The organism is Gammaproteobacteria bacterium (genome assembly GCA_032250735.1).
Taxonomy (GTDB): Bacteria; Pseudomonadota; Gammaproteobacteria; order SZUA-152; family SZUA-152; genus SZUA-152.
This window is the reverse complement of the sequence record JAVVEP010000031.1, coordinates 14,115-33,084: the sequence shown is the minus strand read 5'-3', so window position 1 is coordinate 33,084 and position 18,970 is coordinate 14,115. Positions and strand designations below refer to the sequence as shown.

Annotated in this window: 17 protein-coding genes; 12 read left to right on the top strand and 5 right to left on the bottom strand. The window is 60.8% G+C overall.

All coding sequences use genetic code 11. From position 1 onward, the window contains the following. The first annotated feature begins 169 nt into the window (after positions 1-169). The 4 genes from RRB22_13755 (at position 170) to RRB22_13740 (ending at position 4,826) form a co-directional block, all read left to right on the top strand. A complete protein-coding gene (locus RRB22_13755) occupies positions 170-2,104 on the top strand; it encodes an ATP-dependent DNA helicase (protein ID MDT8385467.1) in 1,935 nt (644 codons plus the stop codon). Continuing rightward, positions 2,101-2,784, top strand: a complete 684-nt coding sequence (gene tsaB / locus RRB22_13750) for a tRNA (adenosine(37)-N6)-threonylcarbamoyltransferase complex dimerization subunit type 1 TsaB (protein MDT8385466.1) — start codon at positions 2,101-2,103, stop codon at positions 2,782-2,784. The genes RRB22_13755 and tsaB overlap by 4 nt, the downstream gene beginning before the upstream one ends. 263 nt (positions 2,785-3,047) lie before the next feature. Further along, positions 3,048-4,223 carry a pentapeptide repeat-containing protein gene (locus tag RRB22_13745; GenBank protein ID MDT8385465.1) on the top strand — a complete coding sequence of 392 codons (1,176 nt, stop codon included), beginning with the start codon at positions 3,048-3,050 and terminating at the stop codon, positions 4,221-4,223. A 249-nt stretch (positions 4,224-4,472) separates the two neighbouring features. Continuing rightward, positions 4,473-4,826, top strand: a complete 354-nt coding sequence (locus tag RRB22_13740) for a hypothetical protein (protein MDT8385464.1) — start codon at positions 4,473-4,475, stop codon at positions 4,824-4,826. 29 nt (positions 4,827-4,855) lie between these two features. On the opposite strand, the gene RRB22_13735 is transcribed toward RRB22_13740, so the two are convergent. The 4 genes from RRB22_13735 to RRB22_13720 all read right to left on the bottom strand — a co-directional run bounded on the left by RRB22_13735 (position 4,856) and on the right by RRB22_13720 (position 7,532). Further along, entirely contained in the window at positions 4,856-5,596 is a 741-nt protein-coding gene (locus tag RRB22_13735) for a hypothetical protein (GenBank protein ID MDT8385463.1), read from the bottom strand. A 141-nt stretch (positions 5,597-5,737) separates the two neighbouring features. Next, entirely contained in the window at positions 5,738-6,778 is a 1,041-nt protein-coding gene (gene rsgA / locus RRB22_13730; GenBank protein ID MDT8385462.1) for a small ribosomal subunit biogenesis GTPase RsgA, read from the bottom strand. A gap of 104 nt (positions 6,779-6,882) precedes the next feature. Then, entirely contained in the window at positions 6,883-7,233 is a 351-nt protein-coding gene (locus RRB22_13725; GenBank protein ID MDT8385461.1) for a 4a-hydroxytetrahydrobiopterin dehydratase, read from the bottom strand. Between the two features lie 5 nt (positions 7,234-7,238). Beyond that, positions 7,239-7,532 carry a hypothetical protein gene (locus tag RRB22_13720; GenBank protein ID MDT8385460.1) on the bottom strand — a complete coding sequence of 98 codons (294 nt, stop codon included), beginning with the start codon at positions 7,530-7,532 and terminating at the stop codon, positions 7,239-7,241. A gap of 288 nt (positions 7,533-7,820) precedes the next feature. On the opposite strand from RRB22_13720, the gene orn reads away from it, so the two are divergent. Both orn and RRB22_13710 read left to right on the top strand, forming a co-directional pair. Next, positions 7,821-8,384, top strand: a complete 564-nt coding sequence (gene orn, locus RRB22_13715) for an oligoribonuclease (GenBank protein MDT8385459.1) — start codon at positions 7,821-7,823, stop codon at positions 8,382-8,384. A gap of 279 nt (positions 8,385-8,663) precedes the next feature. Further along, positions 8,664-9,554 (top strand): DMT family transporter, encoded by an 891-nt coding sequence (locus tag RRB22_13710; GenBank protein MDT8385458.1) that lies wholly within the window; start codon positions 8,664-8,666, stop codon positions 9,552-9,554. A 67-nt stretch (positions 9,555-9,621) separates the two neighbouring features. Here the strand turns inward: RRB22_13710 and queG are convergent, their stop codons facing one another. Beyond that, complete coding sequence (queG, locus tag RRB22_13705) at positions 9,622-10,746, bottom strand: tRNA epoxyqueuosine(34) reductase QueG (GenBank protein ID MDT8385457.1); 1,125 nt, start codon at positions 10,744-10,746, stop codon at positions 9,622-9,624. A gap of 18 nt (positions 10,747-10,764) precedes the next feature. Between queG and RRB22_13700 the strand changes: the two genes are divergently transcribed. From RRB22_13700 to yeiP, 6 genes are all read left to right on the top strand, one after another. After that, entirely contained in the window at positions 10,765-12,267 is a 1,503-nt protein-coding gene (locus tag RRB22_13700; GenBank protein ID MDT8385456.1) for an NAD(P)H-hydrate dehydratase, read from the top strand. 13 nt (positions 12,268-12,280) lie between these two features. Then, positions 12,281-12,778 carry a tRNA (adenosine(37)-N6)-threonylcarbamoyltransferase complex ATPase subunit type 1 TsaE gene (gene tsaE, locus RRB22_13695; protein MDT8385455.1) on the top strand — a complete coding sequence of 166 codons (498 nt, stop codon included), beginning with the start codon at positions 12,281-12,283 and terminating at the stop codon, positions 12,776-12,778. Between the two features lie 205 nt (positions 12,779-12,983). Continuing rightward, the gene (locus RRB22_13690; GenBank protein ID MDT8385454.1) at positions 12,984-14,282 is read left to right on the top strand and encodes an N-acetylmuramoyl-L-alanine amidase; all 1,299 of its coding nucleotides are present in this window, start codon (positions 12,984-12,986) and stop codon (positions 14,280-14,282) included. Between the two features lie 218 nt (positions 14,283-14,500). Then, entirely contained in the window at positions 14,501-16,336 is a 1,836-nt protein-coding gene (mutL, locus tag RRB22_13685; GenBank protein ID MDT8385453.1) for a DNA mismatch repair endonuclease MutL, read from the top strand. 81 nt (positions 16,337-16,417) lie between these two features. Next, the gene (locus RRB22_13680; protein MDT8385452.1) at positions 16,418-18,268 is read left to right on the top strand and encodes an ABC transporter ATP-binding protein; all 1,851 of its coding nucleotides are present in this window, start codon (positions 16,418-16,420) and stop codon (positions 18,266-18,268) included. Positions 18,269-18,367: 99 nt separating this feature from the next. Then, complete coding sequence (yeiP, locus tag RRB22_13675) at positions 18,368-18,934, top strand: elongation factor P-like protein YeiP (GenBank protein MDT8385451.1); 567 nt, start codon at positions 18,368-18,370, stop codon at positions 18,932-18,934. The last annotated feature ends 36 nt before the right edge of the window (positions 18,935-18,970 follow it).

Here is an 18,970-nt window from a genome sequence, read left to right as displayed (position 1 = left end):
TGGGCCGATTTCCCATCAGCGCAGTAGATTCTTCCATAGTCCGACAGGCTCCTAGTTGGCAGTTATTCCTGGCGAAGACCATTTGAAACAACGAGTCATGCCAAAATCTTCCCTTATCCCAACCCTCTCCCAAAGGGAGAGGGGGTTAATGCGACAGCCGTAAAATTCCATGCAGACCATCACCGACATTCTGGGGCCCGCCGGCCCTCTCGCCGCCCATGTGCCCGGTTTTGCGCCGCGCCGCCAGCAGCAGGACATGGCCGAGGCGGTCACCCGGGCGCTGGAATCCGATGCGATGCTCATCGCCGAGGCCGGCACCGGCACCGGCAAAACTTACGCCTATCTGGTGCCCGCCCTGCTGTGTGGCAAGAAGGTGATGATTTCCACCGGCACCAAGAATCTCCAGGACCAGCTGTTTCACCGCGACCTGCCCACCGTGCGCAAGGCGCTGGGGGTATCCACCTCGGTGGCGCTGCTCAAGGGGCGGGCCAATTATCTGTGCCATCACCGGCTGGAACTGGCGGAGGGGCGGCGGCTGCGCCCTGAACAGCAGGACCAGATGGCACGGATCCGCACCTGGCTGGGGCGCACCGAGCGGGGCGACATCGCGGAACTCAGCGCGGTGCCGGAGGATGCGCCGATCTGGCCGCAGGTCACCTCCACCACCGAAAACTGTCTGGGCAGCGACTGTCCGGTCTACGCGGACTGTTTCGTGGTGAAGGCCCGCAAGGAGGCCCAGCACGCCGAGGTGCTGGTGGTGAATCATCACCTGTTTTTCGCCGATCTGGCCCTGCGCGACGAGGGCTTCGGCGAGCTGTTGCCCGGCGTCAACGCCTTTATCTTTGACGAGGCCCATCAGCTGCCCGATGTGGCCAGCAGCTTTTTCGGCAGCAATCTCAGCGCCCGTCAGCTGTCGGAGCTGGGACGCGATGCGCTGATTGAGGTCCACGCCGAGGCCCCGGATGTGGCCACGGTGGAGGCCAGCATCACCAAACTCGACAAGGCGGTGCGCGACTTTCGCCTGGCCCTGGGCAACGATGCCCAGCGTGCGCCCTGGGCCTCGCAGGATCAGAATACGGCGCTGCGCGGCGCCACCGAAATACTGGCCGAGGCGCTGGCGCGGCTGGAGTCGGAACTGGAGCCGCTGGCCGAACGCGGCAAGGGGCTGGAGCGCAACTGGCGGCGTTGCCTGGAGCTGAAGGGCCGGCTGGATCAGTTCGTCGATGGGGGCAGCAGCGAGCAGGGGGTCATTCAGTGGTTCGAGACCCACGCGCGGGGTTTTGTGCTGCACATGACGCCGCTGGAGATCAGCGAAACGTTTCGCAGTTATGTGGACAAGCACCGCAGTGCGTGGATCTTCACCTCGGCGACCCTGGCGGTGGGGGACGATTTCACCCATTTTTCCCGCGAACTGGGCATCGAGGATGCCCATGCCCGGCGCTGGGACAGCCCCTTCGATTTTGCCCACCAGGCCCTGCTCTACGTGCCCACCGGGCTGCCGGAACCCAATGCGCCCGATTACACCGCGCGGGTGGTGGAGGCCGCCTTGCCGGTGATCGAGGCCAGCGGCGGGCGAACCTTTTTTCTGCTCACCAGCTACCGGGCGCTGAATCTGGTGGCCCAGGCACTGGCAGGCAGGATCGATTACCCGCTGCTGGTGCAGGGCAGCCTGCCGCGGGGTGAATTGCTGGAGCGCTTTCGCGAACTGGGCAATGCCGTACTGGTCGGCACCAGCAGCTTCTGGGAGGGCGTGGACGTGCGCGGCGAGGCGCTGTCGTGCGTGATTATCGATAAGCTGCCGTTCAGTTCGCCCGGTGACCCGGTGATGCAGGCCCGGCTCGAGGCCATGCGTGAACGCGGCCTGAATCCCTTTTTTGACTATCAGGTACCGCAGGCGGCCATCACCCTCAAGCAGGGTGTGGGGCGGCTGATCCGCGATGTCAGTGATCGCGGCGTGCTGATGATCTGTGACCCCCGGCTGTTCGGCAAGGGTTACGGGCGCATCTTCCGCGACAGCCTGCCGCCCATGCCGGTGAGTCGGCAACTGGGCGATGTGCAGCAGTTTTTTGCCGCCGCGTCGGTGGTCGAGGCGAGCGCCTCGTGAAACTGCTGGCCATCGAAACGGCCACCGATGCCTGTTCCGCGGCACTGTCTATTGAGGGTGAGGTGCTGGAGCGTTTCGCGCTCGCGCCGCGTGGACATACGGAACTTATCCTGCCCATGCTGGACGAAATCGTGGCGGAGGCGGGCATCCATCTCTCCCAGCTGGACGCCATCGCCTTTGGCCGTGGGCCGGGGGCCTTTACCGGGGTGCGTATTGCGGTGGGCGTGACCCAGGGCATCGCCTTTGCCATGGATCTGCCGGTGGTGCCGGTGTCGACCCTGGCGGCGGTGGCGCAGGGCGTCGGGGCCCAGCGAGTACTGGTGGCGCTGGATGCGCGCATGGACGAGGTGTACTGGGGCGCCTATCAGCGCAGCGCCGCCGGGCTGATGGGCCTGGTGGGCGAGGAGTGTGTCGCCCCGCCCGCCGAGGTGCCGCTGCCCGAGGGCAACGACTGGTGGGGCGCCGGTGCGGGTTGGGCGGCCTACGCATCGGTATTGCCGGCGCACTGCGCGCAGCGGCTTGCGTCGCCCGAGGCGGGCTGGGACAGCGACAGTCTGCCCCATGCCCGGGATGTGGCCGTGCTCGGTGTGGCCGGGTTTGCGGCCGGGCAGGCAGTGAGTGCCGAGCAGGCCCTGCCGGTCTATCTGCGGGATAAGGTGACCTGGAAAAAGATCCGCTAGATTGAGCGCACACTTGCACAGCCAATTCATCCTGAATCCGACAGCCTTCCAGGATGTTACACTGCGATGGGCCGCCGCCGGGCCAGGTTGCCAGGACGGTATTGCCAGGACGGTATAGAGGAAGAGGGAAGATTCAGTCGTTGTGCTATAACAAGGCGCGTGAGTTGCGGGAACTTGCCTGATAGTCAGGTGCCAGTCGTATTGTGAGTCGCATCATAGGTCGTAATATGGTTTTGCTGAAGTCTGTAAGGAAATACCGGGCGTTGAAAACGCTCCTGCCGGCATCGCTGTTGCTGACGGCCTTGGCGGGATGCAGCAGTCTGCCCACCCCACAAACGGGGGCCCAGTTTGAAAAACCCATGAGTCGGCTGGAGCTGGTGCGAACGCTCGCCGAGCGGCGCAACAACAAGGTCAGCGACTTCTCCAGAAAAAACCTGTCCGGTCTGGAGCTGCGCCGGTTCAACTTCCAGAAAGGCCTCTTTACCCAGGCCTATGTCGCCAAGACCGATTTCCAGAACGCCAACCTCAGGCTGGCGCGTTTTGATCAGGCCGACCTGACCGGGGCGCTGATGATGGGGGCGGATCTGCGCGAGGTCGACTTTCGCGGCGCCAATCTGACCGGCGTGGATTTCACCGAGGCCAATCTCAATGGCGCCGATCTGTCGGGCGCCAATCTGCAGGGCGCGATCTTCAATCGTTCCCTGCTACAGGACATAAAACTGGCCGGGGCCACGCTGTACGATGCACAGTTTGTGAATGTGTTTCTGGGCTCCACGGATTTCAGTAATCTGGATCTGCGCGAGGTGAATTTTCAGGGATCCGATCTGAGCAACGCGATTCTGCGCGCCGCCAATCTCGAAGGCACGGATCTGAGTGGCGTGGTTCTGCGCTCCGCCGATCTGGCCTCGGCCAATCTGGTGCGGGCCAATCTGGATGGCGCGGTGCTCAGCGAGGCCCTGTTACACAGCGCGCTGTTTGAGTCGGCCAGCATGAAAGATTGCGACCTGCGCGGCGCCAACCTGTTTCATGCTCGCCTGCAGGAGGCCGATCTCAGGAAGGCCCTGTTCCAGGGCGCCAATATGAGCGAGGCAGACCTCACCGGGGCCAATCTGCGCGGCGCGAATCTGTTTAATGTCACGGCGGTGAACTCCAGCTTTTCCTGGGCGAACCTGCGTGAGGCGGTACTCGTCAAGGGCGATTTTACGGGTACGGATTTCAGCGATGCAAAGATGAATGAGGCCAATCTGCTGCAAAGCGTCATGGTCAACACCCGTCTGGTGGCGGTAAATTTCAGGGCTGCTAATCTTAGGGGGGTCAATTTTTCGGGCGCCGATATCCGTGGCGCCAATTTTCGGGATGCCGACCTATTGGGTGCCCAGAATCTGTCGGCCACCAAGGGTCTGAAGCAGGCCCTGCATCTTGAGGACGCCATCCTTTAGCTGTCTGCGGACTTTTAGGTTTCTGTAAGCTTCGTTGCGTAAGCGTTGGTGGCCGCCATAAGGCCACATCACATGCTGTAATTTTATGGAGTTTTTGGCAGTTAGGCCGATCTTGTCTCGCTAAACCGACCTTTCCATCATCGTTATCAGGGCTGATTCATCAGGGGCGCAACCGGTCGCATGCACATCTCCTCATCATCCGCAGGCCTCTATCCCGTGCTTGTCCCGAGCGCACGGACGCAGACCGCTGTGCCCCGTAGTAGTGAGGCGATACCCACAACCAGCGCTACAACCCATTCGGCGATCGACCAGCGGACACGGCAGCGCATTGGGGAGGAGAAACGGGAGATAGCGGCGGGCGCGGAGGCAGAGGTGTCAGGTCTGGATGTTTCCGGATTGCCGGCCAGTGGTTTAACGCGGCTGTTTTATCCCGATTTTGGGCGCATCGCTGGGGTAGGCGCGGGGGGGCGTTATGGCCAGGATTCAGTACCGGATTCAGTACAACGTTCGGCGCAACGCGCGCTGGATGCCTATACCACGGTCGCGACACAGGAACATCGCGACGAAGTGGTGTCCTTGCTGGGCATTGATGTGTTTGCCTGACCGACAGTGTCGGTCGTGAGGGTCATCGTCTAGAAGCGTACGCCGATCTTGGCGCTGGTGGAGGTGTTGTCACCGGTCTGCTCGGTTTCTGCCGCGATATTCATCAAACCCAGGTTCAGATTAAAGCCCAGAAAATATTTGCTTTTGGTGAGACTTTCATCTTCTAAGGTGATCACATTGGTTCCACTATCGATCCACACCTGCCCAATGCCGGCATAGGGGGTGAAAAAGGCAAAGCCCTTGGAAATGGAGAGTTCCAGTCCCCTGGTGGTCATGTCGAGTTCGTCCACGCCGGTGAGGCGGGAAAAGGTCCCGCGCAGCGAGAGTGCGGGGCTGATCACGCCGCCCTCCAGCAGGGCATAGCTGAGTTCGCCACCCAGTAGCCCGATATTGCTGGAGGGGACCGAGGTGTAGAACGCGCCGACATCAAAGCCCAGCGGCAGGCCTTTGTGAACGTGCAGTTTGGGCACCAGCAGCTGGCTGGAGGTGGCACTGCCACTGGTGGCGGTTTCGAAGGCATCGCTCTCTAGCGAGGTGCTGGTGACCTCAAAGCCAATATCGAAGCCCAGACTGCCCAGCGGTTCGGCCGGCTTGATGGCCTTGTAGCTGAGCGCGGCGCCGAGGTCGGCGGTCAGGTCCTTGAACAACCCCTGGCTGAGGCCACCGATATTGTCGATATCACTGGCCATCGAGCTCAGCGGCAACAGCAGGCCGGCCAGCAGGCCATAAAGCCTATTGCGATTGCGGTGTTTGGCGGTCGGTGTATTCATTTTCTGGTGTGCATTCCTGGATGATTTTATTGATTGTTTAGCATGGGAAACAGCTTAACGGTATTTATTTTGATTCCCTGTGATCGCTGTCGCAAGTCAAGTATAGCGGCAGGTGGCCAGGCAGGCGAGGCAGGAGAGGCTCTATTTTTTCTGTTTGGGGTGCTGGGCCGTCATCGCCTCGGTGGAGGCAATGATGCGTTGGTAACTGGCAAACCGGTCTGCCGAAATCGCCCCCGCCTGCACGGCGGCCAACAGCGCGCAGTCCGGTTCCACCGTGTGTGTGCAGTTACTGAAACGGCAGTGACCAAGGTACGGCTGGAACTCCTTGAAGCCTTCGGTGATCTGGCGGCTGCTGACATGGCCCAGCCGAAAGGAGCGCACCCCCGGTGAGTCGATAAGCTCGCCGCCACTGGGAAAATGGTAGAGCTGGGTGGTGGTGGTGGTGTGGCGTCCCTCGCCACTGCTCTCGGACAATGCGTTGACGCGCAGCTCTTCCTCGGGCAGCAGCACCTGGATCAGTGAGGATTTGCCCACCCCGGACTGGCCAACGAAGATGCTGGTTTTGTCGCGCAGGAGCCGGAGCAGATCATCCAGCCCCTGCGCGCGCTTGGTGGTGGCGTAGATGACGTGATAACCGATGTCCTCATAGGCCTGGAAGCGGGCGCGGAGCCGGGTGAGCTGGGTGTCGCTGAGCAGGTCGATTTTATTGATGATGAGCACCGGCGGGATCCCGGTCAGTTCTGCGGCGATAAAGTAGCGATTGATGAGATCGACATCCAGGGCCGGTTCCGGCGCGGCGACCACCAGGATCTGGCTGATATTGGCGGCCACGGGTTTGAGCTGGTTGTCGGCATCCGGTCGTTCGAGCAGACTCTGGCGCGGCTCCATGGCCACCACCACGCCGGTGTTATCCGGTCCGGGCTGCCAGATGACATTATCACCGCACACCAGCGAGGGCAGGTTGCGCCGCATCAGGCAACGAAAACGTTGCCGCTGCAGGTCTTCCAGTTCGACCTGCGCACCATAGCGGGTGATGATGCGGCCTTTCTGCTCGGGCCCCAGCTCACTGCCTTCCAGCGTGGATGTAACTGCGGCGACCTTTTTCTGCGCGCGGGCCAGGCGTTCGGCCTGAATCTTTTCCGCGCGCCATACCTGCCGACGATTCAGTTTATCCTTCGCCATGCGGCCTTGCAGTAGAGTGTTTGCAACTGATGATGCGGGCTAGAGCCATCGGTGAAGGTGGATTTAGCATGCCGCGTGAAGGGGGTGGTACTCGGTGAGCGCGCTCACCCGTTTGAGGCGTCTGTTTTCAGCAGGGCATCAATCTTGGCCGCACAGATGAAATCATTTTCGGAAAGCCCACCGATAGCGTGGGTGCTGTAGTGGATCAGGCAGCGGTTGTAGCTGACTTCCATATCGGGGTGGTGGTCTTGCTGATGGGCGATCCAGGCGACGGCATTGACGAAGGCCATGGTGTGATAATAGTCCTTGAAACGAAAGGCCTGTTGCAGGGTCTTGGCGTCTGCTGTGAGCTCCCAGCCAGTGAGCTGTGTCAGCATCGCACTGGCCTCCTGGCTGTTCAGGGGCGTCACACCGCCTTCACAGGGTTTGCAGGTCTTTTGGGTAAGGCCGGACATGAGGGCTATTTCTTAAACTTGTAAAAGTTGACGTTGAGGTATTCGACGACGTCATCCAGATCTTCCAGGGAGAAGTTGGCGTTGGAGGCGCTGTCACAGAATTCCACCCGGGCGTGCAGGTCTTCAAAGGTGTGGATGATGCGGTTGGGGCGCGTGTATTGCCGGTTATCGTGGCAGCCCATACATTTTGCATCATGCAGCTTTTTGCCGTGCGCCTCATCCGGCTTGCGGTCGTCGGCGACGGTGAGCGTCATGCAAAAGGCCAGGGTGATAAAGGCCAGAGGTGCGAAAACTTTCATTACCGTTGTCATAATATGGGTATCCCTGTTGTTGCTGGGCGTGTTGTTAAACGTAGCCCACCCGTTGTCGCCGTGGCCGATGTCGCAAAGTGTAGTCCATCGGAGCCGCCAGCAAAAGTGATCTTTAGCGCCCGCTGAGGGGCTGTCTATCGTCAGCTTGCCGCGCAGGTTATACCGCGTTGAGCGTAGCTTCTGTGGGACGTTCACATTAGTGCGCTAAACTGCCAATTCTATCGGCAGCTCTGGTAGTATCTTCAGACACTTGAGACAACCTTATGAGAGAACGGCATGCCTGATAACGTGACAGCGAAAGACACCAACCTGATCTGGATCGACCTGGAGATGACCGGGCTGGACACCCAGAAGGACCTCATTATCGAGATCGCCACCATTGTTACCGACAGCGAGCTGAATATTCTTGCGGAAGGGCCGATGCTGGCGATTCACCAGAGCGACGCCGTTATGGCGGGCATGGATGAGTGGAATACCCAGCAGCACGGTGGCTCGGGGCTCACCGAACGGGTGAAAAACAGTCGTATCACCGAGGCCGAGGCCGAACAGCAGACCATCGCCTTCCTGCAGCAATACGTGAATCCGGGGAAATCACCCATGTGCGGTAACAGTATCTGCCAGGACCGCCGTTTCCTGGCGCGCTGCATGCCCGTGCTGGAGGCCTTTTTCATGTATCGCAATCTGGATGTCAGCAGCCTGAAGGAGCTGGCCTCGCGCTGGGCGCCGGATGTGGTCAAGAGTTTTAAAAAGGAGTCCAGCCATCTGGCGCTGGATGACACCCGTGACTCGATCAACGAGCTGAAGCATTACCGGGAACATTTTATCAAGTTTCCCTCCTAGCAGCCGGGATTTCGGACAGAAAGTGTTGACTCTTGCCGCGCCGAGAATCACACTCAGCCCATGAATTTCTCACGCCCCGCCATTCGACGCACTATGTTCTGGCTGCCCCTGCTGGTGGTCAAACCTGCGCCTGTCTGCGAGTGTCGAAGAATTCATTGTCGTTAGTTTTTCAGTTACCGAATTCAAGAGGCCGCAGATCGAAAGACTGCGGCCTTTCTGGTTTCTGGGGTGTTGGTTTTTTTTAGTCAGTGACGAATTTAGAGGAAGGAGAACATCGTCATGTCCGTGCCGGTTGCATTTCTGGGAGTGGTGTTGATCTGGTCAACTACTCCACTGGCCATCCAGTGGAGCAGTGGAGGCTGGGGTTATCTGTTTGCGGTTTCCGGGCGCATGATGCTCGGTGCACTGGTGTGCGCAGTGCTGTTGCAGATCCTCAAACCCGGACTACCGTGGCATCGTGAGGCGCGGCACACCTACTTCGCAGCCGGTATCGCTATTTATGGTGCGATGCTCAGCGTCTATTGGGGCGCACAGTTTGTACCGTCGGGTTTGATCGCCGTGCTATATGGGCTTAATCCCCTGTTGACCGGGGTGGCCGCGGCCGCAGTGCTGGGGGAAAAATGTTTCACGCCCGGAAAACTGCTGGGCATGGCGCTGGGCTTTGCCGGTTTGCTAAGTATCTTCGCCGCCGACATCATGTTGGAAGACCATGCCTGGCAGGGCGTGTTGGCGATTCTGCTTTCGGTGGTGTTGCACAGTGTCAGTGGCGTGTGGGTGAAACGCATGAGTGGCGGCCTTCCCGGACTAACGGTAACTAGTGGTGGTCTGTTTGTGGTGGCGCCGCTGTTTTTTCTGACCTGGCTGGTATTTGATGGCCAGCTGCCGACGGAAATAACGGCGCAGGCCGGCTGGTCGATGGTGTATCTCGGTGTGTTCGGTTCAGCCCTGGGTTTCACGCTGTATTTTTACCTGCTGAAAAATATGGAGGCCAACCGGGTGTCGTTGATCACTCTGCTGACGCCGGTGCTGGCCTTGACCCTTGGCACCATCCTCAATGGGGAGATTATCTCTCTGCAGGTCTTGTTTGGCAGTGGTCTGATTGTGTCGGGTCTGGTGCTGCATCTGTGGGGTGACCGACTGGTAGCCAGGATGCTGCCGGCCCGGATTTGAGCGTAAGAAGCCTGTAGTGACCGAAAGCGGCCTGTGTTGGCCGTGCCGTGCATGAATTGTGGGGCGCTTATTGCTGGTGCTGGGCCAGAGCCCACTGCACGTGCTCACGCACCAGTGCAGAGTCATGCTGTTGCCGGGCCTGCAGGGCGGAGATGATCGCCGCGTCACTCGGTGCGTTACCGAGGGCGACGGCGATATTGCGCAGCCAGCATTGGTATCCGATGCGGCGAATCGGGCTGCCCTCGGTGCGTTGCAGAAACTCTGCCTCATCCCAGGCAAACAGTTCGAGCAGGCCGCTGTTGTCGAGTCCATGACGGGGCAGGAAATCGGTCTCTGGCGTGGGCTGGGCAAAACGGTTCCACGGACAGGCCAGCTGGCAATCGTCGCAGCCGTAGATGCGGTTGCCCATCAGTGGGCGCAGTGCCAGCGGAATCGCTTCGCGCAGTTCAATGGTGAGATAGGAGATGCACAGGCGGGCATCCACCTGATAGGGCGCGACAATGGCGCGGGTGGGGCAGGCGTCGATGCAGGCGGTGCAGGTGCCGCAGTGATTCGCGGCGGTGGTATTGGCGGGTAGCGATGGCGGCAGCGGCAGGTCGGTATAGAGCTCACCGAGAAAAAACCACGAGCCGGTTTGTTCAGCAAGCAGGTTGCTGTGTTTGCCGATCCAGCCCAGCCCGGCCTTTTCGGCCAGCGCCTTTTCCAGCACCGGGGCGCTGTCGGTAAACACCCGATACCCAAACGGTCCGATCGCCTGCTGGATGCGGGTTGCCAGCTGCTGCATGCGGTGACGAATTACCTTGTGATAATCGCGTCCCAATGCATAACGAGAAATGTAGGCCTTGCGAGGGTCGGCCAGAATTGTCTCAGGCTCGGTGCCCTTGCCGGGCAGATAGTCCAGCCGGGCGCTGATCACGCTGACGGTGCCGGGTTCCAGTTCGGCGGGGCGGCTGCGTTTGGTGCCGTGTCTGGCCATATACTCCATGCGCCCGTGCCGACCTTTCTGCAGCCAGGCCAGCAGATGGGTTTCCGCGGTATCCAGCCGGGTGTCGCTGATGCCGAGCTTCTGGAAACCCAGCGCCTGTCCCCAGCGCAGGATATCGGTGCCCAGGGTGGTCCAGTCCGGAGAGGTATCGCTGGCCGTGATGTTTGCATGGAGGGTTTCGGGCTGATGGTTTTGCGACTCACTCATAGCCGCTATGATAGCGTGATGAAGCCCCTGTCCGATAATCCGTCTGCCGAGCTGCCATCGTCGCTGTACCGCGCCGCGCAGGTGCGTGAACTGGATCGGCTGGCCATCGAAGTGTTGGGCATCCCGGGTGAGACCCTGATGGCGCGTGCGGGGCAGGCGGCGTTTTCCGTGCTGCAACAGCACTGGCCGCGCGCCCGTGCGCTGGGCGTGTTATGCGGCGTGGGCAACAATGGCGGCGACGGTTTCGTGCTGGCGCGTCTGGCCCAGACGGCGGGTTATCGCGTGCGGGTGTGGCAGGTAGGGGAGGCAGACAGGATACACGGCGATGCCCTGGGCGCGCGGCAGCAGGCGCAGGCCGCGGGCGTCAGCATCGAGGCGTTCACGGCGTCGGCGGTGAGCGGTGTCGAGGTGCTGGTGGACGGCCTGCTCGGCACCGGTCTTACCGGTGAGGTGACGGGTGACTGGCGGCAGGCCATCGAGGCCATCAATGCGGCCCGCGCCACGGGCAGTGCAGTGATGGCGCTGGACATCCCCTCCGGCCTGCATGCCGATACGGGCCAAATCCTCGGCGCCGCCGTGCAGGCGGATGTCAGTGTCAGCTTTATCGGCCTGAAGGTGGGGCTGTTCACGGGACAGGGGCCGGCCCAGTGCGGGGCCATCCGCTTTGCCGATCTGGGGCTGTCGGCAAGCCTCTATGAGCAGATGAAACCCGCCGCCACCCGGCTGCACTGGGGACAGATGGCCCTGCCCCCGCGTCGGCCCACCGCCCACAAGGGTGACTTCGGCCACGTGCTGGTGGTGGGGGGTGAGCAGGGCATGAGCGGTGCGCCGCGGCTGGCCGCAGAGGCGGCGCTGCGCGTAGGCGCCGGGCTGGTGAGCGTGGCGACCCGTGCGGCACATGCTGCCAGCCTTAGTGCCGCGCGGCCAGAGCTGATGGCACACGGCATCGAGGCGCTGTCGGCACTGCAGCCCCTGCTGAAACGCGCCAGCGTGCTCGCGGTGGGGCCGGGGCTGGGACAGGCTGAATGGGGTCGTCGCCTGTTTTCGGCGGTCATTGATAGTGCCCTGCCCAGGGTGCTGGATGCCGATGCCCTCAACCTGCTGGCCATTGAGCCGGCCTATAGCGATAACTGGATATTGACGCCCCATCCCGGTGAGGCGGCCCGTTTGCTGGGGCAGAGCATTGCCCAGGTGGAGGCCGATCGCCTCGCCGCGGCCGTCGCCGTGCAGCAGAAATACGGCGGCGTGGTGGTGCTGAAAGGCGCCGGCAGCGTGGTGGTAAACCGTAGTGGCGAGATTGGCGTGTGCAGTGAGGGGAATCCGGGCATGGCCAGCGGTGGCATGGGTGATGTGTTGAGCGGGGTGATCGCGGGCCTGCTGGCCCAGCACACCTCGTTGGCCGACGCCGCCCGGCTGGGGGTGTGCCTGCATGCGCATGCCGCGGATCTGGCGGCGGCCGAAGGTCAGCGCGGTCTGCTGGCAAGCGATCTGTTTCCCTATCTGCGCCGGCTGTCGGGATGAGGCCCCGGTTGTCATGGTGTCTGCGATGAGCCCATTGCGCCTGCATCTGCCCGATGAGGCGGCCATGCAGGCGCTGGGCCAGCGCATTGCCCGCGCGCTGGGCATGGCCCCGGATGTCGGCGCCATTATCTATCTGCACGGGGATCTGGGCGCCGGCAAAACCACCCTGGTGCGCGCCATCCTGCAGGGCCTGGGGGTGACGGGGCGCATCAAGAGCCCGACCTACACCCTGGTGGAGCCCTATGAGCTGGCGGGCGATCCGCCGGGCCGGATGGCCTATCACTTTGATCTGTATCGTCTTGCCGATCCGGAGGAACTGGAGTTTCTGGGGATTCGGGACTATTTATCCGCACAGGCGATCCTGCTGGTGGAATGGCCGGAGCGTGGCGCGGGCGCGCTGCCCGCGGCGGATGTCCATATCCGTATCGACTACCCCGCAGCGGGGGCGGGACGCGAGGTGAGCCTTGTGCCGGTGGACGGCGGGCGCGGCCGCTGGCTCGACGCTGTATGATTTTTGTACGAAATTCCTCCCATATTGGCAGGCTTGTCATATAAATCTCCATTTGAGAAGAGATTTTTCGCCTATCTTGATGTAAATAAAGAAAAACTTGCATTTCCGGAAAATGTTTGCACAATAAGTAGACATGTCGATCACACTCTGGAACCGCCGCCCTGAAAGGGACCCTCTAAACCGTAAAACGGGCTGGCGGCGGCTAATGTCGGTGGCATTGATCCTGCCGCTTTATCTGGCCATGCCGCTGCTGGCACAGGCCGCCTCGGTCGACGGGGTACGCATGTGGGCCGGACCCGACGATACGCGACTGGTGTTTGATATCAGCGGCCCCGTTGATCACTCTATTTTCATGTTGCGCTCCCCGGACCGGGTGGTGCTCGACCTGAAAAATGCCCGCCTCAAACAGGCCCCCCATGGCCTGGACTTCCGCAATAGCCTGGTTTCCGATCTGCGCAGCGCCACCCGTAACGGCGATGATCTGCGCCTGGTGCTGGATCTCAAGACCAAGGTGCGGCCGAAGAGTTTTCTGCTGAAGCCGACCCAGCAATATGGTCACCGTCTGGTGATTGATCTACAGAATCTGTCTGCTGAACCTGCAGCCAAGGTGGTGACGCGCACCATGCCAACGGCGCCGTCAGGTGCGCCGCGCGACGTGATCATCGCGATTGATGCCGGCCACGGCGGTGAGGACCCCGGCGCCTCCGGTCAGCACGGTACCCGTGAAAAAGAGGTGGTGTTGGCCATCGCCCGGCGGCTGGCGGAGCTGGTGGAAAAAGAACCGGGCATGAAGCCGCTGATGATCCGTGACGGCGATTATTATCTGGGGCTGCGCAAACGCATGCAGATGGCGCGCGACCGTCAGGCCGATCTGTTTATCTCCATTCACGCCGACGCCTTTCGCGACGGGCGGGCCAGCGGTGCGTCGGTGTACGTGTTGTCACAAAATGGCGCCACCAGTGAGGCGGCGCAGTGGCTGGCGCGAAGTGAAAACGACGCCGACCTGATCGGTGGCGTCAGCCTGGATGACAAGGATGACTTGCTGCGCTCGGTGCTGCTGGACCTGTCCCAGAATGCCACCATCGCCGCCAGTCTGGATGTCGGGGGCAGCGTGCTCAAGGAGCTGGGCCGGGTCGGTAAGGTGCACAAGCATCGCGTCGAGCAGGCGGGTTTTGTGGTGTTGAAGTCCCCCGACATCCCCTCGATTCTGGTGGAAACGGGTTATATCTCCAATAAGCGCGAAGAACGCAATCTGCGCGACCGGAATTACCAGCACAAACTGGCGCTGGCCATGCTCAAGGGTGTACGCCGCTACTTTACGCATAACGCACCGCCCGGCACCCGCCTGGCGCTGGCCGAGCAGGAGCATGTGATCCGTCCCGGCGAGACCCTGGGCGGGATTGCGGCACAGTATCAGGTGAGCCAGCTGGCGCTGCGTTCCGCCAACCGTCTGTCGACCAGCCAAATAAAGATCGGGCAGATACTGCGCATCCCCACCCTGTAGTACCCGTTAGCACCCCGTTAGTACCCCGTTAGCGCCCCGACAGCTATCCTTCCAGTACTCCTGCATACTCACCCGTGAATGGCGGGCGGCCGCGCCAGGCCATTTCGTTTTTCTCCCGTGGCACGATCCTGCGTATAATGGCGTCTGTTTTATTGGAGCCCGTCCCGAGCCACCGCCAAGCCAGTCCTGACAATCTGCCCATGAGTTCATCTGCCACCATCCCCCGTATCCACCGACTCTCTACGCAGCTGGCCAACCAGATTGCGGCCGGCGAGGTGGTGGAGCGCCCCTCGTCCGTGGTCAAGGAGTTGATCGAGAACAGCCTGGATGCGGGCGCGTGCTCCATCGAGGTGGAGGTGGAGCAGGGCGGTACCCGTCTGATCCGCCTGCGTGATGACGGCTGCGGCATCGACAAAGACGACCTTGCCCTGGCCCTGAGTCGCCATGCCACCAGCAAGATTCTCAGCTTTGACGACCTGGAGGGAGTGGCCAGCCTGGGTTTCCGAGGTGAGGCCTTGCCGAGCATCTGCTCGGTGTCACGGCTGGAGCTGCGCTCGCGGGCGCGGGGCAACGACAGCGGCTGGCGGCTGAGCAGTGACGGGAGTGATGACATCGGCGAGCTGGAGCCGGTTGCCCATCCGCAGGGCACCACCATTGAGGTACGGGACCTGTTTTTTAACACCCCGGCGCGGCGTAAATTCCTGCGCGCGGAAAAGACCGAATTCGGCCATCTGGAAAAGGTGGTGAAACGCATCGCGCTGAGCCGCTTCGATGTGGCGATCAGTCTCAGTCACAACCAGCGGGTAGTGCAGAAATGGCGGCCGGCAACGACAACGGCTGAACAGCTACAGCGCGTTGCGCAGGTGTGTGGACAGACCTTTGCCGAGCATACCCTGCAGATCGAATTCCAGGCCGCCGGCATGCGCCTGTGGGGCTGGGTCGCGCTGCCGACCTTCTCGCGCTCGCAGGCGGATCTGCAATATTTCTTCGTCAACGGGCGCATGGTGCGCGACAAACTGGTGACCCACGCGATTCGGCAATCCTATCAGGATGTGTTGTATCACGGCCGGCACCCGGCCTATGTTCTCTATCTGGAACTGGATCCTGCCCTGGTGGATGTCAATGTGCATCCCACCAAGCATGAGGTCCGTTTTCGCGAAGGCCGCATGGTGCACGATTTCCTGTTTCGTAGCCTGCACCAGGCATTGGCCGAGGCTCGGCCCGGCGCGGAGACCGGCGCGGCCGCCATTGCCGGTTCCCCGATGACACCCTTCCCGGCACGCCCCGGCGCTCCGGACTCTACAGCGCCACCCATGCAGCAATTCGGTCTGTCCTATCCCCGACCATCGGCAACGCCCCGGGTTTCTGCGCAGGCCGTGCAGGAACAGCTGCAGGGCTATCAGGTGCTGGCCGAGGCGGCGGCGAATGGTGCCGGAATCGGGGCAGAGAACCGAATGCAGGATACAGATATCCCCATTTTGGGTTATGCCATTGCGCAGCTGCGTGGCGTGTATATCCTGGCGGAAAATCAATACGGTCTGGTGCTGGTGGACATGCACGCCGCGCATGAGCGGATTACCTATGAACGCATGAAAAACGCGCTGGATGGCGAGGGCGTGAAGTCCCAGCCATTGCTGGTGCCCCTGAGTATCAATGTGAATCAGACCGAGGCAAAACTGCCGTCGGCCTTTGCCGACGTGTTTGCAGAGCTGGGATTTGTGGTGGAGGCCATTGGCCCGGAAATGATTGTGGTGCGCCAGGTGCCTAGCCTGCTGCGGGATGCCGATGTGGAAGGGCTGGTGCGGGATGTGTTGTCGGATCTGGCGACCCACGGCACCACTCGCCGGGTGCGTGAGGCGATTAACGAATTGCTGGGCACCATGGCCTGTCACGGTTCGGTGCGGGCCAATCGTCGGCTGTCGCTGCCGGAAATGAATGCGCTGTTGCGTGATATGGAAAACACCGAGCGCAGCGGACAGTGTAACCATGGTCGGCCCACCTGGGTGCAGCTGAACATGGACCAGCTGGACAAACTGTTTATGCGGGGGCAATAATACTCACCGCCACCGAACGGGTTTCTTCATGCTATGTCCGAGCCTTCTCCTTTCTCTGCTACAACTCCTGCTAATTCCCCGATGGATGTGGATCACGCTGCGCAGCCGGAGGCGGCAATTCCTGCCACCGGTTATAACTGGAATTATATCCTCGATATTGCGCGCGAACACAAGCGCGCATTAATGCTGGCCAATATCGTTGCGCTGCTGTCGGTGCTGGCCAGCATCCCGATTCCATTACTGTTTCCTCTGCTGGTGGATGAGGTCTTGCTACAACAGCCCGGCGTGCTGGTGGCCTGGATGGATGGCCTGTTTCCTGCAGCCTGGCAGGGGCCCAGCCTGTATATCCTGTTCATCTTGCTGGTGACCGTGGTGCTGCGGGTCGGCGCCCTGATATTGAGTATCTGGCAGGTGCGTGAATTTACCCAGATCGCCAAAGACATCACCTTCCGTATTCGCCGCTCTCTGCTCGGTCGTTTGCAGCGGATCTCCATGGCGGAATACGAAACCCTGGGCAGCGGTGCGGTTGCCTCGCATTTTGTCACCGACCTCAACGCGGTCGATGATTTTATCGGCCAGTCCATCGCCAAGACGATTATCTCCGCCCTGACCCTGGTGGGCATTTCGGTCGTGCTGTTCTGGATGCACTGGCAGCTGGCGCTGTTTATCCTGTTGATGAACCCGTTGGTGATCTATTTCACCATGGTGCTGGGCAAGCGCGTCAAACACCTGAAAAAACATGAAAACTCGGCGTGTGAACTGTTTCAGCAGGCGCTGACGGAAACCCTGGACTCCATCCAGCAGATTCGCGCCAGCAATCGCGAAAATTTCTATCTGCGCAATGTCATCGGCAAGGCGCGGGATATTCGCGCCCACTCGGCGGCATTTTCCTGGAAGAGTGACGCCGCCTCGCGTTTTTCATTCGGGGTTTTTCTGCTCGGCTTTGATGTGTTTCGGGCCATTACCATGTTGATGGTGGCGTTCTCGAACCTGAGCGTCGGCGAAATGATGGCGGTGTTCGGTTACCTCTGGTTTATGATGGCGCCGGTGCAGGAGCTGCTGAATATCCAGTACGCCTTTTTTGGTGCGAAGGCGGCGCTGAGTCGTATCAATCGCTTGCTGGATCTGAAGCTGGAACCGCGCTATCCGCATAAGGTTAACCCCTTTGCCGGCAAAAAGACCGTGGGCCTGCGGGTTGAGGATGTGTGTTTTCGTTACCCCTCGACCGAGGCCTCGGCTACGGCGGATGCGGAGCGTCCACTGGTACTCAATCATCTGAGCCTGACCGTGCGCGCCGGGGAGAAGGTGGCCCTGGTGGGCGCCAGCGGTGGGGGCAAGTCGACCCTGGTGCAGGTGGTTCTGGGCATGTATGCCCCGCAATCCGGCATGCTGTTTTTCGATGAGGTGCCGGTCTCCGAGATCGGGCTGGATGTGGTGCGGGAGAATGTGGCGACCGTATTGCAGCACCCCGCCATATTCAATGACACGGTGCGCATGAACCTGTCCTTAGGCCAGGAATTTACCGATGCCCAGTTATGGCAGGCGCTGGAGATCGCGCAATTGCGCGATGTTGTCGAGTCGATGACAGACAAATTGGATACAATAGTCGGCAATCAGGGGGTCCGCCTTTCCGGTGGCCAGCGCCAACGCCTGGCCATCGCGCGCATGGTGTTGTCCGATCCCCGGGTGGTGATTCTCGACGAGGCGACCTCGGCCCTGGATGCGGAGACCGAGGCGCGGTTGCATCAGGCCTTGCACGCCTTTCTGGAGCAGCGCACGACGCTGATTATTGCCCATCGCCTGAGCGCGGTAAAACAGGCTGATTACGTACTGGTGTTTGATGGCGGGCAGATTATCGAGGCCGGCCAGCATGAAGAATTATTACAAAATGATGGGCTGTATAAGCGTTTGTACGGAAAGCTGCAGCATTAACCAAGACCATCGATGACACCGCCTCGGGCGCTCGCTCGCTGAATGAGGCTGTGTCATCAATTATCTTAGTTACTCAACTCACTCTGGAGAGGTATAGCGATGCCAAAGGCAAGTGAATTAAAACGCGGCAATGTTGTTGAAATCAACGGCGCCCCCTATGTGGTCAAAACCATCGAGTCGCGCAGTCCATCCTCGCGCGGTGCACAGACCATTTACAAGATCCGCTTTAATAATGCCCAGACCGGACAGAAACTGGATGAGAGCTGCAAGGCCGATGACATGTTCACGGAGATGGACCTGATCAAGCGCCAGGCGCAGTTTCTGTACCAGGACGGCGACATGTTCACCTTTATGGATATCGAGGACTATACCCAGTACACCCTGGGCAAAGACGAACTGGAAGACGAGCTGGGTTACCTGGTGGATGGTCTGGAAGGCATTTATGTGATGATTGTGAACGATAAGGTGCTGGGTATCGAACTGCCGCAAACAGTGAGTATGGAGATCCGGGAAACCGCGCCTGCCCTGAAAGGGGCGACGGCTGCGGGTCGTACCAAGGCGGCCATCCTGGTGACCGGGCTGGAAGTGCAGGTGCCGGAATACATCGAGTCCGGCGAGGTCATCAAGATCAACACCGACGGCAACCGGTTTATGTCGCGGGCCTAGGAGCCATCAAGGCTGACAGTCTTCAAGGCCCTGTCA